Origin of the sequence: Saccharococcus thermophilus (assembly GCF_011761475.1) — a bacterium.
In the GTDB taxonomy this organism is placed as follows: domain Bacteria; phylum Bacillota; class Bacilli; order Bacillales; family Anoxybacillaceae; genus Saccharococcus; species Saccharococcus thermophilus.
In genome coordinates this window covers 2,003,371-2,028,518 of sequence record NZ_JAASRS010000001.1, presented here as the reverse complement: position 1 = coordinate 2,028,518, position 25,148 = coordinate 2,003,371, and the positions used below count along the sequence as shown (strand labels likewise).

Sequence of the window (25,148 nt, the reverse complement as noted above, 5' to 3'; positions counted from 1 at the left end):
TTTCTGCTTTGTCTCTTTTGGATAATGCACTCTTGTCCTTATATGACAAACACCTCCAAAAATCGAGCGGAGTTATACATTCGATTCAGGAGGTGTTTTTTCTTGTCTTAATTTTATTGGTCACTTCACTATAGCGGTGAGGATGGTTTTATATGTTTCTTTATGACGCGGTAATGGCTTTGAATCATTTGTTCTGGAAGCCGATTGATTGGAAAGAACTTCACATCTAATGATTCCTCTGGATTTGCGAGGATTTCACCGGAGAATTCATCCGTTTCATATACGATCGTAACGGCGTAAAATTCGTCTCCATTAGGAACTTTCACGTACGTGCCTGGTCCGGAAAGGACATCGAGAAGCCGGCAACTACCGATGGTGAGTCCTGTTTCTTCCCATACTTCCCGTCTCGCTGTTTCTTCAGCTGATTCCCCAAGCTCCATTAATCCGCCGGGAAGTCCCCAATATCCATGCGGTTGTTTGCGTTTTTGCAGCAATACTTCGTTTTTTTCGTTTTTGATGATTGCCAGTGCGCCGACTAAAATGACAGGGCGATGGCCGACAAGGGCGCGCAGTTCTTCAATGTAACCCATACATTTTTTCCTTTCTGTTGTGTTGTTTCGAAAAATAAAAAAAGAGCCCTTACCATCTATTGTAAGGGACGAATCTCTACGATTCAATGAGCAGCCCAGCTTTTTTGAGAGCATGACAAGCGGCATCAAGCTTGGCGACGGAGTCCGCTTCAATCGTATGAAGATGGGTGCCGTCTGTCAGCTGCAGCAAATACGATGCCTTCGTTTCTTCAATTTTTTGAATAAATTGATCGACTTCCAGCCGGTTGCTGACCATCACAGAAGCGGTTAAATCTCCATATACGGGATGCTCGATTTTCACATCTTTAACGGTGACGCCGTGGTCGACGAGAATATATAATTCTTCTTTTGTTTGTTCGGGCGTATGGAAACAGGCGATCGTGCGCGTATACGTCTGTGCCGGAATGTTTGGCGTCAAATATAAATAGCCTTGGCTTGTGGCGATAATCGGTTCATTGCGCGCTTTTAAGAGCGAAATATCCTGCACGATCACCTGGCGGCTGACGTTCGTTTTTGCCGCGAGTTCGGCGCCGGTGATCGGCTTTTTGTTTTCTTTCAGCCATTGCAAAATGAGCTGGCGCCGCTGTTCTCCAAGAATTTTTTTCTCTTCTTTCAACTCATTCAAACTCCTTTCTGTGCTGACTGATTCGCTCAAGGGAAGATACGAGTTGGTCAATGTCTTTTTCCGTCGTCCATTTCCCAAATGAAACACGTATAAACTGTTTTGCTTCCTCTGCGGATCTTCCAACTGCCAGCATCGTCCGCGACGGAGCCTGTTTTCCAATTTGACACGCACTTCCAGTTGAAATGGCGATGTTATCGCGGTTGCATTCCAACATGACATATTGCCCTTCGATCCCGTGAACGGAAAGCCCGATAATATGCGGCAGGCAAACATTAGGATGTCCTTCCACCGTAACAGGCAAGCCTTTTTCACGAATAAGCGCCAGCAAGTAACGGCGCAGCTGCTCGAAACGAGTTTGTTCGTCATCTATATTTTCACAAATGTGCTGTGCCGCGGTGATGAAAGAAGCGATTCCAGGCACGTTGACTGTCCCTGGACGAAATCCATATTCATGGGTGGCATTAGGAAAACATGGTTGCCAATTGATGCGCGGGTCAATATATACCGCCCCGACCCCTTTTGGTCCGTAAATTTTATGAGCAGAAATGGAAAGGCTGTCGATAAACATCTTTTTCACATCAATTCGTATTTTACCAAAAGTTTGGACACAATCGCTATGAAAGATTACTCCGTGACGCCGCAGTAGCTGTCCAATTTCGGCAATTGGCTGTATTGTTCCGATTTCTGAATTAGCGTGTTGAATCGAAGCGAGAATCGTTTTTGGCGTAATCGCCCGTTGTAAATCACCGATATCAATCTGTCCAAAACGGTTAACCGGTAAATAAGTGACCTCAAATCCTTCTTTTTCTAATTGCTGGAATAGATGATAAAGAGAAGCATGTTCAATCTCGGTTGTGATGAGATGATTGCCGCGATGGCGATGCGCGTTAATGAGCGAACGAATGGCAAGAATATTGGATTCTGTTCCTCCGCTTGTAAAATAAATCCCCCGTTCCTCCCCGCCAATAAGCGCGGCAAGTTCTTTTCGGCAAATGGTTAAAAGCCGTTCGGCATTGCTTCCGACATCGTGTAAACTGCTTGCGTTTCCAAAACAAGTGGTAGCTGCTTCTACGTAGGCATTTAGCGCTTCTTTGCTCATCGGTGTTGTAGCGGCATAATCAAGATAAATCATCAAAATCATTCCTTTTATTCACAAAATGTTAACAAAACCCTTGTCATTAGTTTAAATATATGTCAATATATGTGTCAAGACACATGAAATTAGGAGGCGCTTGTCATGGTGGAAAATGAGGTCATTATTGTCGGCAGCGGCATCGCAGCCTTAACTACCGCTTATTATTTGCATGAGCATAAAAATGTGATAATTTTCACAAAAAGGAAGAAAGAAGAGAGCAACTCATGGCTGGCACAAGGTGGAGTGGCATCTGCCATTTCCACGGAAGATCATTGGCAATGCCATTTTCATGATACGATTGCGGCTGGCTGCTGCCATAACGATGAAAAAATGGTGGAACTGCTTGTCCGCGAAGGGCCAAAACGAATTCGCGAATGGATAGAGGCGGGGCTGCGGTTTGATACAAAGGAAGATGGAAGCCTCCACTTCGGGCGTGAAGGGGGGCATGGAAAACGGCGCATCTTGCACGCGGGAGGCGACCAAACAGGGAGAGAGATTGTTGCGTTTTTGTTCAAAAAGCTAGCGGGACGAGTGCCGATCATTGAAGATGAATATGTAATGGAACTGCTTGTTGAACAGGGGCGGTGCGTCGGGATAAAAACGAAAAACCGTTCAGGGCAAATCGCGTTCCATTACGCGAGCGCTGTCGTGCTTGCTGCTGGCGGATGTGCGGGCATCTATGCTTTTTCTTCTAATTCCCAGACGGTGACGGGCGATGGAGTTGCGTTGGCGTACCGGGCAGGCGCGAAAATTGCCGATATGGAATTCATTCAGTTTCATCCAACGATGTTATTGGCTGATGGAAAAGCGGTCGGCTTAATTTCGGAAGCGGTGCGTGGCGAAGGAGCAGTGTTAGTGACGGAAGACGGGCGAAAGGTGATGGAGTCCGTTCATCCATTACGGGATCTAGCGCCGCGCGACATTGTCGCACGCGCGATTTACACTGAAATCCAGCGCGGCCATCGCGTTTATTTAGATGTTTCGATGATTGCCCATTTTCGTGAACGTTTCCCAACAATTGCGAAACGATGCCAATCATACGGGATAGATATCGATAAAGGGAGGATTCCGATCGTTCCAGGCGCCCATTTCTTGATGGGCGGCATCCATGTGAATGATCGCGGGCAGACATCGATCGAAGGGTTATATGCCGTCGGGGAAGTGGCATGTACTGGCGTCCACGGCGCCAACCGGCTGGCGAGCAATTCTCTCCTTGAAGGAATGGTATTCGGAGAACGAGCAGCAAAGGCGATTCAAAACGAAACTGCATCTTTCACGCCGTTTCGGCAAAAAGGGCATCACGCACTGGCCGATGAAAAAAGGGATGCAAACGGCTTGCCGGATATATCGGAGATTCAAACGATCATGTCAACATATGTCGGCATCGTTCGTGATGAACAAGGATTGCAATATGCAAAAAAATGGTTCGAACAATTTCCGTTGTCATATTTTGCGAACAGCTCTCTTGATCATTTTTCCATTCATGAAATTGCAATTATTCATATGTTGCTAACGGGCTGGCTGGTAACGACATCAGCACTGCAACGTACGGAAAGCCGAGGAGGACATTACCGTTCCGATTATCCATTTGAGCGGAAGCAATGGGAACGGCGGCGGATTTGGCGGACAAAGAGCGAGCTAAATGTAATAGTGTAGCGAAAGTATCCACACCGGAAGAACGGGGGAAAGACGATGAACCAACTCAAATTACAACAGCTGTTGCAACAATTTTTCATTGAAGATATTGGCGAACGCGATATTACGAGTGAAGCGATTTTTCCAGACAATGAATGGGCGACAGGAACATTTACTGTAAAAGAAGATGGAGTGTTGGCGGGTACGGATGTTATTACGGCAGGTTACCGTCTTTTGCATTCACACATCAATGTAACGCTTTATAAACGTGATGGCGAACAAGTAAAAAAAGGGGAAACGATTGCCGTTGCGTCCGGACCGGTTGCCTCATTACTGACAGGAGAGCGCGTGATTTTAAACCTTCTCCAGCGCATGAGCGGCATCGCCACTTTAACACATCGGGCGGTTACGATTTTAAACAACAGCCATACTCGCATCTGCGACACGCGAAAAACAACACCAGGGCTGCGAATGCTAGAAAAGTATGCCGTTGTCTGCGGGGGCGGATACAACCACCGCTTTGGCTTATATGACGGCGTCATGATTAAAGATAACCATATTGCGTTTTGCGGTTCGATCACGAAAGCAGTGCAGGCGGTGCGCGAGAAGCTTGGGCATATGGTCAAAATTGAAGTGGAAACGGAGACGAAAGAGCAAGTATTAGAAGCCGTTCGTGCGGGGGCAGATGTGATTATGTTCGACAACCGCACTCCGGATGAAGTGCGCGAGTTTGTTTCACTCGTCCCGAAACCAATCATAACGGAAGCGTCCGGCGGTATTACGCTTGAAAATCTTGCGGAATACGGAACAACAGGGGTGGATTATATTTCGCTCGGCATGCTGACGCATTCGGCCGCCGCGCTGGATATTAGCTTCAATTTACAATAACGGAAACGGGGGAAGAGTAAATGGGCATTTTAGAACAAATGAAACGGCTTGATGATATGCCAGAAAGTTATAAAACAATGAGCATGGAAGAGATGGAAGCGCGCGTGCGCGCCATCAAGGAGCGATTTGGAAAAAGACTATTTATTCCGGGGCACCATTATCAAAAAGACGAAGTGATTCAATTTGCCGATGCGACAGGCGATTCGCTGCGGCTTGCGCAAGTAGCGGCGCAAAACACGGAAGCCGAGTACATCGTTTTTTGCGGCGTGCATTTTATGGCCGAAACAGCCGATATTTTAACAAGTGATCGGCAAAAGGTAATTTTGCCGGATATGCGCGCCGGATGCTCAATGGCGGATATGGCGGACATTACACAAGTGGAGCGAGCGTGGCCGATATTACAAGATCTGTTTGGCAGCACGATTTTGCCGTTAACATACGTGAATTCGACAGCGGCCATTAAAGCGTTCGTTGGACGCCACGGCGGCGCGACCGTTACTTCCTCGAACGCGAAAAAGATGGTCGAATGGGCGTTTACGCAAAAAGAGCGAATTTTCTTTTTGCCAGATCAGCATTTAGGCAGAAATACGGCGTATGAGCTTGGGGTTTCGTTAGACGAGATGGCGATATGGGATCCGCATGCCGATCGTCTGTATTACGAAGGGGATATGAGCGAAATCAAGGTTATTCTCTGGAAAGGGCATTGCTCTGTCCATGAAAATTTTACTGTCCGCCAGATTGAGCATATTCGCAAAACAAAGCCGGATATGAATATTATTGTGCATCCAGAGTGCAGCTGGGACGTTGTGCAAAAGGCGGATTATGCCGGTTCGACGAAATATATTATCGAAACGATCCGCAATGCCCCTTCCGGCAGCAAATGGGCGATCGGTACGGAAATGAATTTGGTGAATCGCCTGATGCGTGAACATCCAGACAAAGAAATCATTTCGCTTAATCCGTATATGTGCCCATGTCTTACGATGAATCGCATCGATTTGCCGCATTTATTATGGGCGCTTGAAGCGCTCGAAAAAGGAATCGTCGTCAATCCAATTACTGTTCCCGAAGCAATTGCCAAAGATGCAAAGCAGGCGCTTGACCGCATGCTGGCGCTTGCATAAAAACTGTCCTGCAGCATTGGGCTGCAGGGCAGAATGATTTTTTTATCATAAAACAATGAGATGGATCATAGATTGTGTTGAAGGATGATGGTGACAACAAGCAGCGGCTGAAATAGAATGCGAACAGTTTCGGGTTAGGAGGGGAACGGAGTGAAAATCCACATTGTTCAAAAGGGCGATACGCTTTGGAAAATCGCCCAAAAATACGGAGTAGATTTTGAACAATTGAAAAAGATAAACGGGCATTTAAGCGATCCGAATATGATTATGCCAGGAATGAAAATTAAAGTGCCGACAGCAGGAGTTCCCGTAAAAAAAGAAGCGCCGAAAAAAGAGACAAAAATTAATCTGGCTCCCAAAAAAGAAGAAAATATAGAGCACCCGTATGCCAATACAAAGCCGTTTGTATCGGTGAACATTGAAGCGGAGTTTAACGAAGCCCCAAAAGCGCCGGTAAATGAAGGGCCAAAAGCGCCAGTGAAAGAAGCCCCGAAAACGCCGGTGAACAAAGAGCCGAATGTGCCGATCAATGAAGGACCGAAAGCGCCGGTGAACAAAGGGCCGAATGTGCCGATCAATGAAGCACCGAAAGCGCCGGCGAAAGAAGCACCGAAAGCACCGGTGGAAGAAGCACCGAAAGCGCCGGTGAACAAAGGGCCGAATGTACCGATCAATGAGGCGCCAAAAGTACCGATCAATGAGGCGCCAAAAGTACCGATCAATGAGGCACCAAAAGTACCGATCAATGAGGCCCCAAAAGTGCCGATCAATGAAGCACCGAATGTGCCGATCAACGAAGCACCAAAAGCACCAGAAAAACAGATCAACATTCCGCCATTATCACATACGATCCCTCCGGTAACGCCAAATGTCAATATTAACTTTTCAAATGTTCTTCCTAATGTTCCGCCGATTCCACCAAAACCAAAAAATATTTTGCCGGGGATTATGAAACAAGAGTTCGAAAGTCCTGCCGAGACAGAAAAAGAAAAAGCGTTCAAAGATGATAATACACCGCCAGAGCTGCCAAAAGTTCCGTATGTTCCAATCATGCAACAGCCGTATTCGCCAGGGGCATTTCCGACTGCGCCAATATCGCAGCAGCATTACGTACCGGTAGCACCGATATTCCTAGATCCTGGATGTTATTTCCCGTCCATGCCAGCTGTTCCGATTCATTATCCTCCTTACACCCAGCCGCTTACTAGCGGGTGGATGGAAAGCAGTTCCCATGTGTTTCCGGGAATCGAAGAAAGCGGCATCGAATCAGGTGAAGCACCTCCAATGCCGGGATATACCGGAGAAAGCAGCGAAGAAAATCCGGCAGCGGCCCATATTCCACCTGCTGGTTATTCGCCGGCTCCAACATATGCGCCTGCCTCCTATCCTGGACCGTATGCGCCGCAGCCAATGGTACAAGGATACGGATGGTGTCCGCCGGTCTACCCATCGTTGCCGCCAGTTGCGCATCATTACTATGCGCCAGCTCCAGCCGCTTATTATCCGTATTCGCCGCAACCATATATGCCAGGATCAATATACCCGTTCACACCAACGGCAGCTCCATTTCCGCATGCAGAAGGGTGGAGGTTTACCGAACCGCAAGACGAGGAGAATTATGATGAGCAATAAACAAGCAAGAGACGATATCATTGGTCGTCTCTTTTTTCTTCTGAAAGGCGAGTATGGCTTGGATGTAAAAAGGATAGACAGGATCAAACATAACGTGTGGATGGTCGAAGCACGCGAAGGGTGCTGGGTGGTAAAAAAATACCACACCTTTTTGGAAGCGACAAAGCAAGCGATGCTTATGCAATCGTTAAGACAAATGGGATTTCACCATGTTCCTGCGGTATATACGGCTATAGGGCAGCATGGTGTATTTTTCTTTGGCGGACATTTTTGGCTTATGCAAACTTATATTTTCAATGCGAAAGCACTAGCTTTTACAGAAAAACAGGATATTGCCGCCGGACTGCAATTATTGCAAACATATCATTCCATTACAGACAAGCTTCTTTACCACCCTTTATGGCGAACGATGCTCCCGTATTACCATTTATATAGAAAATGGCAGCGCCATTATCATGATTTTTACATTCATTTGCCGCTTATTGAGCAAATTATGGAGAAAGAAGATATCGCCTTTACGATGCAATATGCCGAATATTGCCTTTCCACTTGCGCCAACTATATATCACGGTTGGCAAAGGAAAGAGTAGCGATCATTCATGGTGATGTTGCCGCCCATAATTTTTTGCGAACGAAAAAGGGAAAAGTATACTTAATCGACTATGATGCTGCTGCCATTGCTTCTCCAGGCATCGACTATTTGCAGTATGCGAGCCGGATTTTGCCGCATTTGCAATGGTCTTTTTCTGATTTGTCCCGTTTTTCTCCTTTTTCCGATTGGCTTGCCAAACCGTGGTTTTTACACGCGCTTTTATTTCCAGCCGATATTTTCCGGGAATGGCGTTTGGCGTTGAAATACAAAAGAATGCTTTTGATTGAGCGTAAGAAACGGGAACAGTTTGTCCGTAATATTGGAAATATGCTAAAATAAACATATGTCATTTTTGGAGAAAGGAAGTCGAAAAATGATGGAAGAAAAGATTGAAAAACTGATTCAATGGCTGCGCGAACAAGTAGCGAATGCCGGATTGAACGGAGCGATTGTCGGAATTAGCGGCGGCATTGATTCCGCGGTGGTCGCCCATTTAATTAAACGCGCGTTTCCCGATAACTCGCTTGGGCTGATTATGCCGTGCAAAAGCAACCCAAAAGATGTGGAAGACGCATTAAAAGTAGTGGAAAGCTGCGGCATTAAACATTTTATTATTGATTTAACGGAAACGCACAATACGTTATTTGGGGAAGTGGAAAAACAACTGAAAGAAAAAGGGGAATGGAATGAAGAAACGGCGCGGTTAGGAGATGCCAACACGAGAGCGCGCTTGCGCATGACAACGTTGTATGCCGTCGCCAATAATTATGGCTATATCGTTGTCGGAACGGATAATGCCGCAGAGTGGCATACCGGGTACTTTACCAAATACGGGGACGGCGGAGTCGATTTAGTGCCGCTCATTCATTTTACAAAAGGCGAAGTACGCGAAATGGGACGCATTCTTGGCGTTCCTGAGGAAATTATTACAAAAGCGCCAAGCGCGGGATTATGGGAAGGACAGACAGACGAAAACGAGATGGGCACGACATACGAAATGATTGATAAGTATCTAAAAGGGGAAGAAATTCCGGAAAAAGACCGGCAAATTATTGAACGGCTACATAAACGCTCACATCATAAACGGCAATTGGCGATTGCGCCACCAAAATTTTGATTTTGCCGCTAACTGACAGCCATAAAACCCCCATTCCTTCGCCAAGCTAATGATAAGGCCGAGAGTTTTTTGGCCTGGTGCGAAGGAAAATAAGGGGGTTTTTCCATTGAGAAACGCAATGAAAATTATCGGGGCTGTTTCTGTTTTAAGCGTGATGGCCGCATGCGCCAATTACGCGGACAACGATAATAGACGCTACAATGACACGACGCGTCCGATCGGCTATTATTCCACGGAGCGTTTTGCTGATGATTTCCGTTACGGCCGCTATGGGACCAATGTAAATAATTATGACAATAATTATATATTCAGCCGCCGCGGACCGGTAACGGACTACTTTGCTACAGACAACAACCGCACAGGCATTCCGGGAGTTACCCGTTTTGACACGGATGTGCCTGCACTTCCGCGCAATACAGATTTCGGCGATGCGGACCGCAACTACCATGGCCATTTAAATTCGATGGAAAGCAAAACATATCCTTCTTACTATAGAGCCTATGATGGGAAATTAGCCGAGACGGTTTCCCGCCGCGCCAATGCAGTAAGAGGAGTCAACGATGCGCGGACGCTTGTGTACCGTGACCAGGTGCTTGTTGCGATTTCGACCAATTCCAAATACGCAGATCACGTGGAGCGCCTTGTCGCCCAAGCGGTAGCGCCATATACGAAAGGCAAACAGGTGCGCGTCGTTTCCAACCCGAGCATGTACCACCGTGTCCGTACCATCGATAACGATATCCGCCGTGGCCGTCCGATGGAAGTAATCGAACGCGATTTAAAAACGATTTTTATTGATGGAAAAATTAATGAACGTCCGGCCAACACCCGCTAATAGTGAAAAAATGGGAACAACCGAAAAGGTGTTCCCATTTTTAGCGAAACATAGCCGATATTTCCGGTTCAACGAGCAAAGCAGCTGGGCGGGAGAAGAATCGGTTATTTTTTGTTATATGACATTTTCCTCTTTTTTTGGTATAGTAGTATCGGAAATTTCGTTGCGATGAGAGGAGAAATTTCGATGGCTGGACATTCGAAGTGGAAGAATATTCAACGCCGTAAAAACGCGCAAGACGCAAAGCGCGGCAAATTATTTATGAAATTGGCGAAAGAAATTTATGTAGCGGCAAAAACGGGCGGAGGCGACCCAGCGTCGAATTCGGCCTTGCGCCTGGTGATCGAAAAAGCAAAAGCCGCCAATATGCCAAGCGAAAATATTGAACGCGCGATTAAAAAAGCAACGGGAAACCAAGAACATACAAATTATGAAGAAATTCGCTATGAAGGATACGGACCTGGCGGCGTTGCCGTGATGGTCGTTTGCTTAACGGATAATAAAAATCGTACCGCTTCGAACGTACGCGTGGCCTTTTCGAAAAACGGCGGCAATTTAGGCGAAACCGGCTGCGTTTCTTATTTGTTTGAGCGCAAAGGGCTGCTCGTTATCGCCCGCGAAGGGCTGGACATTGACGAAGATGAGATGCTTCTGCAGGCGATCGAAGCGGGAGCGGAAGAAATGGAAACGACGGAAGATTCGTTTGAAATTTATACAACGCCGGAAACATTTGAAGAAGTAAAGGAACAATTAGAGCAACAAGGTTTTACGTTTGCCAGCGCGGAAATTACGATGATTCCGCAAACGTATACGACGCTTGCCGGTGATGATTTGAAGAAAATGTTAAAACTGATCGATACGCTGGAAGATGACGATGATGTCCAGGAAGTGTATCATAATTTAGACGAGTCCGTATTGGAGGACGAATAAACAATGAAACCCAATCCCGATGTCTTGAGACATCGGGATTTTTTTCGCCATTATTCGATAAATGCTACATAGAAATGCCAATTCGCGAAAATAATAACGGCAGAATGGAGGGGAGAAAATGGATAAAATTGCTCATATAGGCGAAAATAGAAATAGACATATGGTTCATTTTATCTTGAAAGAGAGGAAAAGGAGATGCGAATTCTTGCCGCTTTCTTCATGGTGATGTTGTTATCGGCGCTGCCTATTGGCAATGTTGCTGCCGCATCAGATTCCGTAAAAATGACGGTGGTTTTGCAACAGCAATACCTTGATGGAGAGGTGAGCCAAGAAACGAAAGAAGAAACGGTTGTTTCGCTGAAAGAGATATGGAAAAAATATAAGGACTGGCAGCTGATTAATATGGATGATCGAACGATTGTATTCCGCAAAACGGTAAACGATATTTCCCCGCTCTTAAAGGCAAACGGCTATTTCGGAATTACGGAAGATGGGACGTTGTCGATTTTTAACGGAAAACCGACCCGTTCCAATAAGATTATCCAATCTTTCTTTCAAATTGATGTGAAAAAGCTGGAAAGCCGTCAGCAAGAACAATTGAAAAAAGGAATTCGCGTCCTCTCCAAATCGCAATATCAAGACGTGATTGAAACATATCGCCATTTTGCGGTGATCCGATAGAAAGACTTATCTTAAGGTAAGTCTTTTTTTATGTTTGAAACAGGAATATACATTCGCTTTTTGCTATAATGTAATGGTATGATACAATGAGAAGGCAGAAGGAAAAGGAGAGGAGCAAAGCGTTGATTGAATTTGTCCGCGGGTATGTGGATTACGTTTGTCCGGAATATATTGTCATCGACAACAATGGCGTTGGATACCAAATCTTTACGCCCAATCCGTTTTCTTTTCAAGAAAACCGCGATACGATCGTAACGGTTTATACATATCAATACGTACGTGAAGATCTCATTGCTTTGTACGGTTTTCGCACCCGCGAGGAGCGAATGCTGTTTGCCAAACTATTGCAAGTGTCCGGAATTGGCCCTAAAGGAGGGCTGGCGATTTTAGCCGTGGGACAGCCAGAGCAGCTGATTGAAGCGATCGAACAAGAAAATGAAGCGTTTTTATGCAAGTTTCCTGGGGTCGGAAAAAAAACGGCCCGGCAAATGATTCTCGATTTAAAAGGAAAGCTGGCGGCGATTGCGCCTACGCCGCGTGCTGGCCTCGCTCCCCATCAGGAGGGGGCGGAATCGCTTTATGCCGCTGCGCTTGAGGAGGCCATCGAGGCATTAAAGGCGCTCGGCTACGGGGAACGGGAAATTCAAAAAGTGATACCGGCGCTAAGGAAAGAAAGTTTATCTACCGAGCAGTATGTGAAGCGCGCGCTGCAGCAGCTGCTGAAATAAAGGGAGGGGTGGAAGATGGAAGAACGCCTCGTCTCCGGTGACGTCCACTGTGAAGACGTTTCACTTGAATACAGCCTCCGCCCAAAGTTTTTGCATGAATATATTGGACAAGATAAAGTGAAAGGAAATTTAAAAGTATTTATTGAAGCGGCGAAAATGCGTGAAGAAACGCTGGACCATGTCCTATTATACGGCCCTCCCGGCCTGGGCAAGACGACGCTGGCGGCGATTATTGCCAATGAGATGGGCGTCCATTTGCGCACCACTTCCGGCCCGGCGATTGAACGCCCCGGCGATTTAGCGGCCATTTTAACATCGTTAGAGCCAGGAGATGTATTATTTATTGATGAGATTCACCGGCTGCACCGTACGGTGGAAGAAGTGCTGTATCCGGCGATGGAAGACTATTGTTTAGATATTGTCATCGGCAAAGGGCAGACGGCCCGGTCCATTCGCATTGACTTGCCGCCGTTTACCCTTGTCGGCGCCACGACAAGGGCGGGGGCTTTATCTGCTCCGCTTCGCGACCGGTTTGGCGTCATCAGCCGCTTAGAGTATTATAATGTAGAGCACCTTAGCCAAATTGTGATGCGGACAGCGGAAATTTTGCAGGTCGGGATCGCGCCGGAAGCAGCGGCGGAAATCGCGCGGCGCTCGCGCGGCACGCCGCGCATCGCCAACCGCCTATTGCGGCGGGTTCGCGATTTTGCGCAAGTGCGGGGGAACGGGACGATTACGTTTCCGCTGGCGGAAGAAGCGCTCGAGCTGCTGCAAGTCGACCGATTGGGCCTTGATCATATCGATCATAAGCTCTTGAAAGCGATTATCGAAAAATTCGCCGGCGGGCCGGTCGGCCTTGAGACCATTGCCGCGACGATCGGCGAAGAGACGCAGACGATTGAAGACGTGTATGAACCGTATTTGCTGCAGATCGGCTTTTTGCAGCGAACGCCGCGCGGCCGCGTTGTGACGCCGATTGCCTATGAACATTTTGGAATGGAGGTTCCGAAGCGATGAACAGCCTGCCTAAATTCATTATGACAATTGGCGTGGTGTTGATTATCATCGGCTTTGTCATGCAGTTTATTAAACTAGGCCGGCTTCCTGGAGACATTGTGATCCGTAAAGGAAATGTGACGTTTTATTTTCCGGTTGTCACGTCAATTTTGCTAAGCGTGGTGCTGTCGCTTATTTTCTATGTGCTAGGAAGGTTTCGCTAAAGAAAGGAGAGCAGCATGAAAATCGACTTGTTTGACTTTGAACTTCCAGAAGAATTGATTGCGCAAACGCCGCTATCAAACCGCGACGCTTCGCGGCTGATGGTGTTAAATAAAAAAACGGGAGAAATCCGTCATGAAACTTTCCGCAATATTATCTCGTATTTACGCAAAGGGGACTGCCTGGTTCTGAATGATACGCGTGTCATGCCGGCGCGGCTTTATGGCGAAAAAACAGATACGGGCGCCAATATTGAAGTATTGCTTTTGAAACAATTGAAAGGGGACCGTTGGGAAACGTTAGTGAAGCCGGCGAAACGCGTAAAAATCGGCACGGAAATTACGTTTGGCGACGGCCGGCTGAAAGCGGTATGCATCGATACGTTAGAGCATGGCGGCCGCGTCTTGGAATTTTCCTATCAAGGCATTTTTTACGAAGTGCTCGAACAGCTTGGGGAAATGCCGCTGCCCCCGTATATTAAAGAAAAATTGGAGGACCCGGAACGTTATCAAACCGTCTATGCCCGGGAAGTCGGCTCGGCAGCGGCGCCGACAGCCGGCCTTCACTTTACGGAACAACTTTTGGACGATATCCGCGCCAAAGGGGTGCATATCGCCTTTATTACCCTTCATGTCGGGCTTGGCACGTTCCGTCCGGTAAGCGTTGAAAACATTGAAGAGCATGATATGCATGCGGAATTTTATCAAATGTCCGAGGAGACCGCACAGCTGTTAAATGAGGTGAAACAGCAAGGAGGACGTATTATCGCTGTCGGCACGACATCAACGCGTACGCTAGAGACGGTTGCGACAAGACATGACGGCAAATTTGTCGCGGAAAGCGGCTGGACCGATATTTTTATTTATCCAGGCTATGAATTTAAAGGAATTGATGGGCTGGTGACCAACTTCCATTTGCCAAAATCCACGCTCATCATGCTTGTCAGTGCGCTCGCCGGCCGCGAAAATATTTTGCATGCCTATAATGTGGCGGTAAAAGAGCGCTATCGTTTCTTTAGCTTTGGCGATGCGATGCTGATTATTTAAGAAAGGGGAACGTTCGATTGACATCACCGATTCGTTTCGAGCTTATCAAAACATGCAAGCAAACGGGCGCGCGCCTGGGGATTCTCCATACGCCGCACGGTTCGTTTGAAACGCCGATGTTTATGCCGGTCGGGACGTTGGCGACCGTAAAAACGTTATCACCGGAAGAATTAAAGGAAATGGGCGCCGGCGTGATTTTAAGCAACACGTATCATCTCTGGCTGCGCCCAGGGCCGGATATCGTGAAAGAAGCGGGCGGCCTCCATTCGTTTATGAACTGGGACCGCGGCATTCTTACCGACTCCGGCGGCTTTCAAGTGTTTAGTTTAAGCGAGTTTCGCCGCATCGAGGAAGAAGGGGTATACTTCCGCAACCATTTAAACGGCGATAAGCTGTTTCTGTCACCAGAAAAGGCGGTGGAAATCCAAAACGCGCTTGGCTCAGATATTATGATGGCGTTTGACGAATGCCCGCCGTATCCGTCTACGTATGAATATATGAAGAAGTCCGTAGAGCGGACAAGCCGTTGGGCGGAACGCTGTTTAAAAGCGCATAAGCGTCCGAATGAACAAGGCTTGTTCGCGATTGTGCAGGGCGGGGAATTTGAAGATTTACGGAGACAGAGCGCGCAAGACTTGGTGTCGTTAGATTTTCCAGGGTATGCGGTTGGAGGCCTGTCCGTCGGCGAGCCGAAAGAAGTAATGAACCGGGTGCTCGAGTTTACGACGCCGCTCTTGCCGGCGAATAAGCCGCGTTATTTGATGGGAGTCGGCTCGCCGGATTCGCTCATCGATGGGGCGATTCGCGGCATCGATATGTTTGACTGCGTGCTTCCGACGCGGATCGGCCGCAACGGAACCGTGATGACAAGCGAAGGAAGGGTCGTCATTAAAAACGCGCAATACGCCCGCGATTTTTCGCCGCTTGATCCGAACTGCGACTGCTACACTTGCCGCAATTATACACGCGCGTACATTCGCCATCTCATCAAATGTGAAGAAACGTTTGGCATTCGTTTAACTTCTTACCATAACGTCTATTTTTTGATAAAATTAATGGAGCAAGTGAGACAGGCGATTCGCGAAGACCGTCTCGGTGATTTCCGCGAGGAATTTTTCGAACGTTACGGTTTCAATAAACCAAACGCGAAAAACTTTTAACGATCGGGAAAGGAGGGAAACGGATGAATCCAGTGATTGCAAATTTATTGCCGATTATCCTGTTTTTTGTCATTTTTTACTTCTTGTTGCTTCGGCCGCAGCAAAAACGGCAGCGTGCGGTTCAGCAAATGCAGGCGAACTTGAAAAAAGGAGATAAAATCATCACGATTGGCGGTTTGCATGGGATCATCGATTCCGTCGATGAAGACAAAGTCGTGATTCGGGCAGGCGATGGCACCCGTCTTACATATGACCGCTCAGCGGTGCGCGAAGTAGTGGCGGAAAGTAATAAAAAATAAAAGAAAAACGGCTACCAATAGGAGAGGTAGCCGTTTTTCTTTTAGCCGCGCGATGCTTTCAGATTGACGCCAACGATGCCGCCGAGTGCCGCCGCGACGAAAAAGATGAGATGATAGATCCATTGTTCCAAGGTGAAAGATTTTTCCAATCCTAAAAATTGAAAAAGAAATACGATGACGGTAAATAATAAACTAGTAATCCCGCCGGTTAGCCAGCCTCTTTCTTTTCCTTTTCCGCCGGCTACCACCCCGCCGATGAACATGGAAAGAAGCGATCCAGCAAAAATAACCCACGTTAGCGAAGATTCTTGTATGTCGGTCCATTTGAGTATAAGGGATAAAAAGAAGCTAATAAAAGCTGCCAATATGAAAATAGTTACGATGCCGTAAACAACAGCCGTTCCTAACCTTGACATCTTTCTCCCCCCGTCGCCGATAATCCATTTCACCAAAGTATATTCTGCTGCGGACATGTTTAGAAGTCTATTTGCGGTTTTTTTTCGCAACGAAAAGGCTGACTCCCGGAATATAGGCAAGCTCTTCCCGCTTAATTAATTGAAAAATGATTAATAGAAGCAAGTAAACGATAATGGTAACGATGATAGATGCCGATGTTTGCAGCGAAAGCGGGAGGGAAGCGAAAGAATAGTGAAAGGATACATATCCGATAACCCCTGCGGCAATAATCGATAAAAATGCTTTCATATATTCCATGACATAAATGGAGTAGGACACCACCTTCATCATTGTTGCAAAATGAAGCAGAGTGACAAGCACCGTATTGATGGCAATCGCTAACGCCACCCCCATAATTCCTAAACGAGGCTGGGTGGCGAGTGCGAAAATGCAAGCGAGCTTTACCACCGCACCGATCAGGCTGTTGATCATCGCTGCATTGGCTAAATCAAGACCTTGCAACACGGCTTGCAGCGGACCTTGAAAATAATAGAAAAGGAAAAGCGGTGCCATCACTTTGACAAACATCGTCGCTTCGCTTGTTCCATACATCAATTGCATCAGCGGTTCGGCAAATACGTATAAAACGGCGACAGAAAGACCGCCTGTCACAAGCGAAAGGCGCATAGCCTGCTGAATGCGGTGCTCCATTAGCAGCATCTGCCTTTGCGCCATCGCTTCACTGATGGCGGGGACGAGCGAAGTCGACAACGAATACGTAATAAAGGAAGGCAGCATTAATAACGGGAGCGCGTAACCGGTCAGCTGGCCGTATTGTTTTGTCGCCAGGCTCGTTGCCACCCCGGCAATGGCCAGGCTGTTGGCGACGGCGATCGGCTCGAAAAACCAGGAAAGCGAACCGATGAGGCGGCTTCCTGTCGTTGGTAAAGCAATGCGCATTAAACTGGCAAACGTCTCTTTTTCGGCTTTTACATAATGGAAAAATTTTGTCCGCAGTTTCATCGATTTCTTCAATCGAAACATACAAAGCAAATATACTAGCGACATCAATTCGCCGATTACCGAGGAGAACATGGCGCCGGCAGCGGCGTATTCAATGCCGTACGGCAATAACGCTTTCGTACATATGGCGATTAAGCTGATGCGGACGATTTGTTCCAAAACCTGGGAATAGGCGTATGGTTTCATTTGCTGTTTCCCTTGGAAATACCCGCGCAAAACGGAAGAAATGGCGACGATTGGGACGACTGGAGCGATGGCGATTAATGGATAATAGGTGCGCGGGTCGGTGAATAACGTTCGTGCTAACAACGGGGCGAGCAAGATCATCGCAGGGAAGAAGACTACACTAAGCGCACCGGTAATCGTTAACGAGACGACGAGAATTTTTTTCACCTTTTCTCGGTCACCGATGGCTTCCGCTTCCGCGACGAGTTTGGAAATGGCAACAGGGAGCCCCATTTGCGTAATAGTAATGGCAAGCACTAATGTCGGCATCGCCATCATATATAAGCCGACGCCTTCTCCGCCGATGACGCGTGCAACAACAATGCGATTGACAAAGCCAAGTATTCTTGTAATGAAGCCGGCAACAATTAAAATCATCGTTCCTTGTAAAAATTTAGACATCGCCTCTCCCTACCTTCTCAAATGCCATAATCTTTTATACAATTAACTATATGCAGTACATATAAACAAGCATGACAAGTATTGTGGGCGATTGCGCAGGGGGAGAAAAGGAGAAAATGGAAAAGGAAAAACAAAAGGAATTGCGTGAACTGCTGATGCCGGCGTTGCAATGCAAGTATGACGAATTTCGCTTGCTTGGCTACAAGCAAGTGACCATGGAACAAATATGGGAATGCCTATTGCAAAAAAAGTGGAAAAATGGGGAAGAAAGAAAATTATATGAGCTTGTCAGTGATATTTTATCGCTACAAATCGGCGAATATATGTCATTTATTACGATGCAATCCTATAAAGAACAGCGTTTGGCGGGTGATGATGATTTAGAAGCCATGTTGAAGGAATTATTATAGTGATGTAGGAAATTGACAGTTTTCGTTTGCTGTTTCATAATGGGGATATTGAGAGATATCTTGATGCCGGCGGATACAAAACTAGCTGTCGCAAACGAAACAGATAATCTGTAACAATGATTTTTCCCGTTGGCGGAGTGAGACGGGCCCTTAGTGGGAAGATGAGCTGAAGGAGGATTTTTTCACGATGGTGAAACGCAGTCGCATTGTCGCGTTTTTCCTGTTGCTTTTGCTTTTTGTAGGAGTGATGGGGCCGACGATTCAAGGAATTGTACATAACATGAAATTAGGCCTTGATTTGCAAGGCGGTTTTGAAGTGCTTTATGAAGTAAAGCCGGCAAAAAAGGGCGATAAGATCGACCAAGAAACGCTAAAAAGCACGGTCAGCGCGTTAAACAAGCGGATTAACGTGCTCGGTGTAAGCGAGCCTAACATTCAAATCGAAGGAAAAAACCGCATTCGCGTTCAGCTTGCTGGGGTTAAGGACCAAAATCAAGCGCGCGAAATTTTATCGACGCAAGCCAAATTAACGTTCCGCGACGTCAATGACAACGTGTTAATGGATGGAAGCGATCTTGTCCAAGGCGGAGCAAAGCTGTCGTTCGATGAAAACGGAAAACCAAGTGTCGCGATTAAATTAAAAGATGCGAATAAATTTAAACAAGTGACAGAAAAAGTATATAAAATGGGACCGCCAAACAACTTGTTGGTCATTTGGCTTGATTTTAAAGAGGGAAAAGACTCCTATCGAAAAGAGGCCGGAAAGGCCCATCCAAAATTTATTTCTGCAGCAGCGGTAAACCAGGTATTTGACCAAACCGATGTCTCCATCGTAGGCAATTTCACCGTTAAGGAGGCGCAACAATTAGCCGATTTGCTTAATGCTGGCGCGCTTCCAGTCGAGTTAAAAGAAATTTACTCGACATCGGTCGGAGCACAGTTTGGCCAAAACGCCCTGCAAAAAACGATTTTAGCCGGCATTATCGGTGTTGTTGCTATTTTCCTGTTTATGATTTTATTTTACCGCCTGCCGGGGGTTATCGCAGTCATCACGTTGTTGGTGTATATTTACTTGATTCTTCTTATTTTTGATTGGATGAACGGCGTGTTGACGCTGCCGGGAATCGCCGCGCTTATTTTAGGTGTCGGAATGGCGGTAGACGCCAACATCATTACGTATGAGCGGATTAAAGAGGAGATTAAGCTCGGCAAGTCAATTATGTCGGCGTTCCGTTCAGGAAATAGAGGGGCGTTTAGGACGATTTTGGACGCGAACGTCACGACGATTATTGCTGGTGTCGTTCTTTTCATTTACGGGACAAGCTCGGTCAAAGGGTTTGCGACGATGCTCATCATCAGCATTTTAGCCAGCTTTATCACGGCGGTGTATGGCACGCGCCTGCTGCTCGGCCTGCTTGTTCACAGCCGTTGGCTGAACAATAAACCAGGCTATTTTGGCGTAAAAAAATCGGAAATCTTAAATATCGCGGAAACCACAGATGATACGGAAGTGCCGACCAAATTCGACCGCTGGGATTTTGTCAAACATAGCAAAAAATTTTTCCTGTTTTCCGGATTGTTAACGGTAGCCGGAATTGTTGCGTTGCTGACGATGAAGCTGAATCTTGGCATTGATTTTACGAGCGGGACGCGCGTCGAAGTGATGAGCGACAAGCCGATCAATGCGGAACAGCTAAAAGGAGAATTCCAGCAGCTGGGGCTGAAACCGGAGGATGTTGTGTTGTCCGGCGACCGCAATAACATTGGCGTGGCTCGTTTTATCGGCGTATTAAACAAAAAAGAGATTGCCGAGCTGAAAACGCATTTTAAACAAAAGTACGGCTCTGAGCCGAACGTAAGCACGGTGTCGCCGGTCGTTGGAAAAGAATTGGCGCGCAACGCGTTTATTGCTGTGCTGATTTCCTCGCTTGGAATTATTATTTACGTGACGATCCGCTTTGAGCTATATATGGCGCTGGCGGCGATTATCGCGCTGCTTCACGATGCGTTTTTCATCATCACCTTTTTCAGCCTGACTCGGTTGGAGGTGGATTTGACGTTTATCGCCGCGGTGCTGACGATCATCGGTTACTCGATCAACGATACGATCGTTACGTTTGACCGCATCCGCGATTTGATGAAAAAGCGGAAAGTGAAAACGGTAGACGATTTGAAACATATTGTCAACAGAGCGCTGCAACAAACGCTTACCCGCTCGATTAATACGGTATTAACGGTTATCTTTACCGTTGTCGCTCTTTTAATCTTTGGCAGCGAAGCGATTTTCAACTTTAATATCGCCCTGCTTGTCGGGCTTGTATGCGGTGTTTACTCTTCGCTATGCATTGCGTCGCAATTATGGGTAGTTTGGAAAGGAAACCAGCTGAAAAAAGGAAAAGGGAAAAAGAGCTCCGCGAAAGAGCTGGAACCGCAAGTATAAGCTTGAAATCATTGGCGGGATTCATTAAAAAGTGCTCCGTAAAGAAGCGGAGCACTTTTTCGTTTATAGAGGGAATGTTCGCGGATAAAATATCCTTTCTTTATTGAGGGGGCGAAAAAACGGATAAACTATAAACTATAGAAAGCAGACATGGAATAGAAAGGAGTGGGGGCGTGAAAAAGGAAGAACGTTTTCATCAAGCGGAATTTGCCGCCATCGTTGGAATCGTCGGCAATGTTGCGCTGGCCGTTGTTAAAGGAGTGGCGGGAGTGTTAGGCAGCAGCAAGGCGCTGCTTGCCGATGCCGTCCATTCCGCCTCCGATGTCGCCGGATCGCTCGCGGTATGGATTGGTTTGCGCGCGGCGAGGCGGCCGCCGGATGAGGATCATCCATATGGTCACGGGAAAGCCGAGTCCATTGCGGCGATTGTTGTCGCGGTGCTTTTATTTATCATTGGGATAGAAATCGGACGATCGGCCGTGCTTGCTTTTTTTCAGCCGCTCAGGCCGCCGGAAATGATCGCGGTATATGTGTTAGTCATCTCAATTGTGGTAAAGGAAGCGATGTTTCGCTATAAATATCGCCTAGGAAAAAAATTAAACAGCGACGCCATTATCGTCAACGCTTATGAACATCGTTCGGACGTTTTCTCCTCGATTGCCGCCCTCATCGGCGTTGGCGCGGCGATCACAGGCGGAAGATGGGGGATCGGCTGGCTGATATATGCCGATCCGATTGCCGGTTTGTTCGTTTCTCTTCTCGTATTAAAAATGGCATGGGAGTTAGGAAAGGAATCGACTCATACGGCGATCGACCATGTATTGCATGAAGAGGAAACGGAATATTTGCGCAAGGCCGTATTGTCGTTCCCCGATGTCAAACAAATTCATGAATTGCATGCGCGCGAACATGGGCATTACGTCATTGTCGATTTAAAAATTGCTGTCGATCCTTTTATTACCGTTGAAGAAGGGCACCGCATCGGCAAAAAAGTGAAGGAAAAACTGCTGGCGCTTCCGCGCGTGGAAAATGTGATGGTGCACATCAATCCTTATCGTCCGGAAAAAAACTCGTAACTTCATTGCCCACCCTTTTTTCCTTTTTGTATAATAGGAAGAGTTGAGGTGGGATACATGCTAACAGCAAAAACGCGTTGGGATGTGAAGCATCCTGACGAACAGATCGTTAAACATTTAGCAGAACAGTTGCACATCGATCCGCTGATTGCCAAGCTTCTTGTGCATCGCGGCGTTTGTACGGCGAAAGAGGCAGACGCCTTTTTGCATCCGCTCAAGCAGCCGTTTCATGATCCATTTTTGCTCGATGGAATGGAACGAGCGATTGCGAGGATAGAGCAGGCAATACGGCAAGGCGAGTCTATTTTAGTATACGGTGACTATGATGCAGATGGTGTATGCAGCACAACGGTCATGCTTAGCGCTTTAAAAGAAGCCGGAGCTGTCGTTGACTTTTACATTCCCAATCGCTTTACCGAAGGATACGGTCCGAATGAAAACGCTTTTCGCCGCGCGAAGGAGCAAGGTGTTTCTCTTATTGTTACGGTGGATAATGGCATCGCGGCGGCGAAGGAAGTGGCTCTTGCCAATGAGCTTGGCATGGACGTTATTATTACTGACCATCATGAGCCGGGGCCGGTGTTGCCGGAAGCGTACGAAATTATTCATCCAAAAAAACCTGGAAGTACATATCCGTTTCGTGAGCTAGCCGGTGTAGGGGTAGCGTTTAAAGTTGCCCATGCATTGCTAGGGGATGTCCCGCGTCATTTATTGGATGTCGTCGCAATTGGGACGATCGCTGATTTGGTGCCTCTAACTGGAGAAAACCGCTTGCTGGCTGCGCAAGGACTTGACGAACTGCGTCGCACAAAGCGCATTGGCTTGCGCGCCTTATGGCAGCAATGCAGGATAGAAGCGAAGGAAATCAACGAACAGACGGTTGGCTTTGTGATTGCGCCGCGGATGAATGCAGTTGGACGTTTAGGCGGGGCGGATCCAGCTGTAAGGCTGCTCATGACCGAGGATGAAGCGGAAGCGAAAAGGCTTGCGAAAGAAATGGATGACCTTAATCGCGAACGACAGCAGCTAGTAGCGGAAATAGCGGAAGAAGCGACGCAAATCGTCCGCAAACAGTTTCCGCCGGCCAAGAATAAAGTGCTTGTCGTGGCGAAAGAAGGATGGAATCCGGGGGTCATTGGCATCGTTGCTTCCCGGTTAGTCGAACAATTTTACCGGCCAACGATCGTTTTAAGCATTGATGCTGAAAAAGGAATGGCGAAAGGCTCGGCGCGAAGCATCCATGGTTTTGACCTCTTTGCCAGCTTATCGACATGCCGTGATATTTTGCCGCATTTTGGCGGCCACCCAATGGCAGCCGGAATGACATTATCGATCGATCATATTGACGAATTGCGGCAGCGTCTGAACGCTCTTGCCGATAAAACGTTGTCTGACGATGATTTCACCCCGATTACGGTCATCGATGCGGTTTGTTCCGTCTCTGATTTAACGCTGTCAGCAGCCGAGCAGCTGGAAAAATTCGCGCCGTTTGGCGTTGGCAATGCGAAGCCGCTTTTTTTAATTGAAAATGTTTCCGTGGAAATGATGCGCCGCATTGGCGCCGATCAATCTCATTTAAAGGCGGTTTTTGCCCAAAATGGCGCCACTGTGGATGGCATAGGGTTTGGCTTTGGTCATCTATATAATGAAATCGCTCCAGATGCAAAAGTATCTGTTGTCGGCGAATTAGCTGTGAATGAATGGAATGGGTTGCGCAAGCCGCAGCTGATGATTTATGACGCCGCTGTAAGTGAATGCCAATTATTTGACGTTCGCGGCCAAAGGGATATTCGTTCCCTCATTGCATCGCTTCCAAAAGAAAAACGGCTGCTTATTACGTTTCGCAAAGAAACGGAGCAAATTTCCGATATTGCATCATTTAAGGACGAATTGCATTATATTCATTCCGGCGAAGAAGCAGAAACTCTTTGTTTGGACGGCTGCTACGTCGTGCTATTGGATCTGCCTCCGTCATTACAAATGTTAAAAATGTTGTTACGTTCTAGTTTACCTGCGCGCATTTATGCTGTATTCTATCAAAGGGAGATTCATTTTTTCCGCACGCTGCCGACGCGCGACCATTTTAAATGGTTTTATGCATTTTTACGAAAGCAAGGAGTGTTTCATATCGCCAAACATGGCGGCCAACTGGCACGTGCACGTGGATGGACGGAAGAAACTGTCCACTTTATGGCAAAAGTATTTTTAGAGCTCGGATTTATTACCGAGCATAACGGCGTGATATCGCTTGTTCCGCAGCCGGCAAAGCGTGACTTAAACGAATCGCCGACATATCGTCTGAAACAAGCTCAGCTGGAGCTGGAAAACGTGCTTTTATATTCAACTTACGAACAATTAAAGCGTTGTCTTTTCGAAATGAAAGGGTCGCAAACATACGAGGAGGCAAATGTGTAATGGACTTAAAACAATTAAAACAATATATTACGATTGTTCCTGACTTCCCAAAACCGGGGATTATGTTTAAAGATATTACGACGTTAATGGATAAAGGCGAAGCGTATAAATATGCGACAGACCAAATTGTGGAGTATGCGCGCGAAAAGAAAATCGATATTGTTGTCGGTCCGGAAGCACGCGGATTTATTATCGGCTGTCCGGTTGCGTACGCCCTTGGAGTCGGATTTGCCCCAGTGCGCAAGGAAGGCAAATTGCCGCGGGAGGTAGTTCGTGTCGAATACGGTCTAGAATATGGAAAAGATGTGCTGACCATGCATAAAGACGCAATTAAGCCGGGGCAGCGGGTGCTGATTACCGATGACCTATTGGCGACAGGCGGAACAATTCGCGCCACGATTCAGCTTGTTGAACAGCTTGGCGGCATCGTAGCAGGCATTGCCTTTTTAATCGAGCTTACCGAGCTAGGCGGACGCAAAAAGCTAGAAGGCTATGATGTTTTAACGCTCATGCAATTCTAGCCATC

25 protein-coding genes are annotated in these 25,148 nt (G+C 47.1%); 20 read left to right on the top strand and 5 right to left on the bottom strand.

The window, feature by feature from the left end:
• Positions 1-128: 128 nt before the first annotated feature.
• The 3 genes from BDD39_RS10620 to BDD39_RS10610 all read right to left on the bottom strand — a co-directional run bounded on the left by BDD39_RS10620 (position 129) and on the right by BDD39_RS10610 (position 2,347).
• Positions 129-590 carry an NUDIX hydrolase gene (locus BDD39_RS10620; RefSeq protein ID WP_166910517.1) on the bottom strand — a complete coding sequence of 154 codons (462 nt, stop codon included), beginning with the start codon at positions 588-590 and terminating at the stop codon, positions 129-131.
• A 76-nt stretch (positions 591-666) separates the two neighbouring features.
• Positions 667-1,206, bottom strand: coding sequence for a transcription repressor NadR (locus BDD39_RS10615; protein ID WP_166910516.1), 540 nt, complete (start codon positions 1,204-1,206; stop codon positions 667-669).
• Between the two features lies 1 nt (position 1,207).
• Complete coding sequence (locus BDD39_RS10610) at positions 1,208-2,347, bottom strand: IscS subfamily cysteine desulfurase (RefSeq protein WP_166910515.1); 1,140 nt, start codon at positions 2,345-2,347, stop codon at positions 1,208-1,210.
• Positions 2,348-2,452: 105 nt separating this feature from the next.
• Between BDD39_RS10610 and nadB the strand changes: the two genes are divergently transcribed.
• From nadB to yajC, 15 genes are all read left to right on the top strand, one after another.
• Positions 2,453-4,006, top strand: coding sequence for an L-aspartate oxidase (gene nadB, locus BDD39_RS10605; protein ID WP_166910514.1), 1,554 nt, complete (start codon positions 2,453-2,455; stop codon positions 4,004-4,006).
• Between the two features lie 36 nt (positions 4,007-4,042).
• Positions 4,043-4,873, top strand: coding sequence for a carboxylating nicotinate-nucleotide diphosphorylase (nadC, locus tag BDD39_RS10600; RefSeq protein WP_166910513.1), 831 nt, complete (start codon positions 4,043-4,045; stop codon positions 4,871-4,873).
• A gap of 20 nt (positions 4,874-4,893) precedes the next feature.
• Complete coding sequence (nadA, locus tag BDD39_RS10595) at positions 4,894-5,997, top strand: quinolinate synthase NadA (RefSeq protein WP_166910512.1); 1,104 nt, start codon at positions 4,894-4,896, stop codon at positions 5,995-5,997.
• Positions 5,998-6,147: 150 nt separating this feature from the next.
• Positions 6,148-7,629: a SafA/ExsA family spore coat assembly protein gene (gene safA, locus BDD39_RS10590; RefSeq protein WP_166910511.1), complete on the top strand. Its 1,482-nt coding sequence runs from the start codon at positions 6,148-6,150 to the stop codon at positions 7,627-7,629.
• Complete coding sequence (locus BDD39_RS10585; RefSeq protein ID WP_243846021.1) at positions 7,619-8,560, top strand: phosphotransferase; 942 nt, start codon at positions 7,619-7,621, stop codon at positions 8,558-8,560. The genes safA and BDD39_RS10585 overlap by 11 nt, the downstream gene beginning before the upstream one ends.
• Before the next feature lie 37 nt (positions 8,561-8,597).
• Positions 8,598-9,338, top strand: a complete 741-nt coding sequence (gene nadE / locus BDD39_RS10580) for an NAD(+) synthase (protein ID WP_166912372.1) — start codon at positions 8,598-8,600, stop codon at positions 9,336-9,338.
• Between the two features lie 106 nt (positions 9,339-9,444).
• A complete protein-coding gene (locus tag BDD39_RS10575; protein WP_166910509.1) occupies positions 9,445-10,173 on the top strand; it encodes a YhcN/YlaJ family sporulation lipoprotein in 729 nt (242 codons plus the stop codon).
• A gap of 186 nt (positions 10,174-10,359) precedes the next feature.
• Complete coding sequence (locus BDD39_RS10570) at positions 10,360-11,103, top strand: YebC/PmpR family DNA-binding transcriptional regulator (RefSeq protein ID WP_166910508.1); 744 nt, start codon at positions 10,360-10,362, stop codon at positions 11,101-11,103.
• A 195-nt stretch (positions 11,104-11,298) separates the two neighbouring features.
• Positions 11,299-11,784 carry an intercompartmental signaling factor BofC gene (locus BDD39_RS10565; RefSeq protein ID WP_166910507.1) on the top strand — a complete coding sequence of 162 codons (486 nt, stop codon included), beginning with the start codon at positions 11,299-11,301 and terminating at the stop codon, positions 11,782-11,784.
• Between the two features lie 122 nt (positions 11,785-11,906).
• Positions 11,907-12,512, top strand: a complete 606-nt coding sequence (gene ruvA / locus BDD39_RS10560) for a Holliday junction branch migration protein RuvA (RefSeq protein WP_166910506.1) — start codon at positions 11,907-11,909, stop codon at positions 12,510-12,512.
• A gap of 15 nt (positions 12,513-12,527) precedes the next feature.
• Complete coding sequence (ruvB, locus tag BDD39_RS10555; RefSeq protein WP_166910505.1) at positions 12,528-13,529, top strand: Holliday junction branch migration DNA helicase RuvB; 1,002 nt, start codon at positions 12,528-12,530, stop codon at positions 13,527-13,529.
• Positions 13,526-13,732 carry a DUF2905 domain-containing protein gene (locus BDD39_RS10550; protein WP_166910504.1) on the top strand — a complete coding sequence of 69 codons (207 nt, stop codon included), beginning with the start codon at positions 13,526-13,528 and terminating at the stop codon, positions 13,730-13,732. The genes ruvB and BDD39_RS10550 overlap by 4 nt, the downstream gene beginning before the upstream one ends.
• A gap of 15 nt (positions 13,733-13,747) precedes the next feature.
• A complete protein-coding gene (queA, locus tag BDD39_RS10545; RefSeq protein WP_166910503.1) occupies positions 13,748-14,776 on the top strand; it encodes a tRNA preQ1(34) S-adenosylmethionine ribosyltransferase-isomerase QueA in 1,029 nt (342 codons plus the stop codon).
• A 17-nt stretch (positions 14,777-14,793) separates the two neighbouring features.
• Positions 14,794-15,936, top strand: coding sequence for a tRNA guanosine(34) transglycosylase Tgt (gene tgt, locus BDD39_RS10540; RefSeq protein WP_166910502.1), 1,143 nt, complete (start codon positions 14,794-14,796; stop codon positions 15,934-15,936).
• A 23-nt stretch (positions 15,937-15,959) separates the two neighbouring features.
• Positions 15,960-16,235, top strand: coding sequence for a preprotein translocase subunit YajC (gene yajC, locus BDD39_RS10535; RefSeq protein WP_166910501.1), 276 nt, complete (start codon positions 15,960-15,962; stop codon positions 16,233-16,235).
• Between the two features lie 41 nt (positions 16,236-16,276).
• Here yajC and BDD39_RS10530 read toward each other — a convergent pair whose 3' ends face one another.
• Together BDD39_RS10530 and spoVB are read right to left on the bottom strand one after the other, a co-directional pair.
• The gene (locus BDD39_RS10530; RefSeq protein WP_166910500.1) at positions 16,277-16,651 is read right to left on the bottom strand and encodes a TIGR04086 family membrane protein; all 375 of its coding nucleotides are present in this window, start codon (positions 16,649-16,651) and stop codon (positions 16,277-16,279) included.
• Between the two features lie 67 nt (positions 16,652-16,718).
• The gene (gene spoVB, locus BDD39_RS10525; RefSeq protein WP_166910499.1) at positions 16,719-18,281 is read right to left on the bottom strand and encodes a stage V sporulation protein B; all 1,563 of its coding nucleotides are present in this window, start codon (positions 18,279-18,281) and stop codon (positions 16,719-16,721) included.
• Positions 18,282-18,397: 116 nt separating this feature from the next.
• Between spoVB and BDD39_RS10520 the strand changes: the two genes are divergently transcribed.
• From BDD39_RS10520 to BDD39_RS10500, 5 genes are all read left to right on the top strand, one after another.
• Positions 18,398-18,691 carry a post-transcriptional regulator gene (locus BDD39_RS10520; protein ID WP_166910498.1) on the top strand — a complete coding sequence of 98 codons (294 nt, stop codon included), beginning with the start codon at positions 18,398-18,400 and terminating at the stop codon, positions 18,689-18,691.
• 187 nt (positions 18,692-18,878) lie between these two features.
• Positions 18,879-21,131 carry a protein translocase subunit SecDF gene (gene secDF, locus BDD39_RS10515; protein ID WP_166910497.1) on the top strand — a complete coding sequence of 751 codons (2,253 nt, stop codon included), beginning with the start codon at positions 18,879-18,881 and terminating at the stop codon, positions 21,129-21,131.
• A gap of 173 nt (positions 21,132-21,304) precedes the next feature.
• Positions 21,305-22,207: a cation diffusion facilitator family transporter gene (locus tag BDD39_RS10510; RefSeq protein ID WP_166910496.1), complete on the top strand. Its 903-nt coding sequence runs from the start codon at positions 21,305-21,307 to the stop codon at positions 22,205-22,207.
• Between the two features lie 57 nt (positions 22,208-22,264).
• Positions 22,265-24,622: a single-stranded-DNA-specific exonuclease RecJ gene (gene recJ, locus BDD39_RS10505; protein ID WP_166910495.1), complete on the top strand. Its 2,358-nt coding sequence runs from the start codon at positions 22,265-22,267 to the stop codon at positions 24,620-24,622.
• Positions 24,622-25,143, top strand: a complete 522-nt coding sequence (locus BDD39_RS10500; protein ID WP_166910494.1) for an adenine phosphoribosyltransferase — start codon at positions 24,622-24,624, stop codon at positions 25,141-25,143. Before recJ ends, BDD39_RS10500 begins: the two co-directional genes overlap by 1 nt.
• Positions 25,144-25,148 lie beyond the last annotated feature (5 nt).

Excerpts from the sequence above, each read along its gene's own strand:
- BDD39_RS10550 (WP_166910504.1), top strand. The coding sequence starts at position 13,526 with ATGAACAGCCTGCCTAAATTCATTATGACAATTGGCGTGGTGTTGATT.
- ruvB (WP_166910505.1), top strand. The coding sequence starts at position 12,528 with ATGGAAGAACGCCTCGTCTCCGGTGACGTCCACTGTGAAGACGTTTCA.
- recJ (WP_166910495.1), top strand. The coding sequence starts at position 22,265 with ATGCTAACAGCAAAAACGCGTTGGGATGTGAAGCATCCTGACGAACAG.
- BDD39_RS10610 (WP_166910515.1), bottom strand. The coding sequence starts at position 2,347 with ATGATTTATCTTGATTATGCCGCTACAACACCGATGAGCAAAGAAGCG.
- BDD39_RS10585 (WP_243846021.1), top strand. The coding sequence starts at position 7,619 with ATGAGCAATAAACAAGCAAGAGACGATATCATTGGTCGTCTCTTTTTT.
- yajC (WP_166910501.1), top strand. The coding sequence starts at position 15,960 with ATGAATCCAGTGATTGCAAATTTATTGCCGATTATCCTGTTTTTTGTC.
- nadC (WP_166910513.1), top strand. The coding sequence starts at position 4,043 with ATGAACCAACTCAAATTACAACAGCTGTTGCAACAATTTTTCATTGAA.
- BDD39_RS10570 (WP_166910508.1), top strand. The coding sequence starts at position 10,360 with ATGGCTGGACATTCGAAGTGGAAGAATATTCAACGCCGTAAAAACGCG.
- nadA (WP_166910512.1), top strand. The coding sequence starts at position 4,894 with ATGGGCATTTTAGAACAAATGAAACGGCTTGATGATATGCCAGAAAGT.
- nadB (WP_166910514.1), top strand. The coding sequence starts at position 2,453 with ATGGTGGAAAATGAGGTCATTATTGTCGGCAGCGGCATCGCAGCCTTA.
- spoVB (WP_166910499.1), bottom strand. The coding sequence starts at position 18,281 with ATGTCTAAATTTTTACAAGGAACGATGATTTTAATTGTTGCCGGCTTC.
- queA (WP_166910503.1), top strand. The coding sequence starts at position 13,748 with ATGAAAATCGACTTGTTTGACTTTGAACTTCCAGAAGAATTGATTGCG.
- BDD39_RS10565 (WP_166910507.1), top strand. The coding sequence starts at position 11,299 with ATGCGAATTCTTGCCGCTTTCTTCATGGTGATGTTGTTATCGGCGCTG.
- secDF (WP_166910497.1), top strand. The coding sequence starts at position 18,879 with ATGGTGAAACGCAGTCGCATTGTCGCGTTTTTCCTGTTGCTTTTGCTT.
- nadE (WP_166912372.1), top strand. The coding sequence starts at position 8,598 with ATGGAAGAAAAGATTGAAAAACTGATTCAATGGCTGCGCGAACAAGTA.
- BDD39_RS10520 (WP_166910498.1), top strand. The coding sequence starts at position 18,398 with ATGGAAAAGGAAAAACAAAAGGAATTGCGTGAACTGCTGATGCCGGCG.
- BDD39_RS10530 (WP_166910500.1), bottom strand. The coding sequence starts at position 16,651 with ATGTCAAGGTTAGGAACGGCTGTTGTTTACGGCATCGTAACTATTTTC.
- BDD39_RS10620 (WP_166910517.1), bottom strand. The coding sequence starts at position 590 with ATGGGTTACATTGAAGAACTGCGCGCCCTTGTCGGCCATCGCCCTGTC.
- BDD39_RS10500 (WP_166910494.1), top strand. The coding sequence starts at position 24,622 with ATGGACTTAAAACAATTAAAACAATATATTACGATTGTTCCTGACTTC.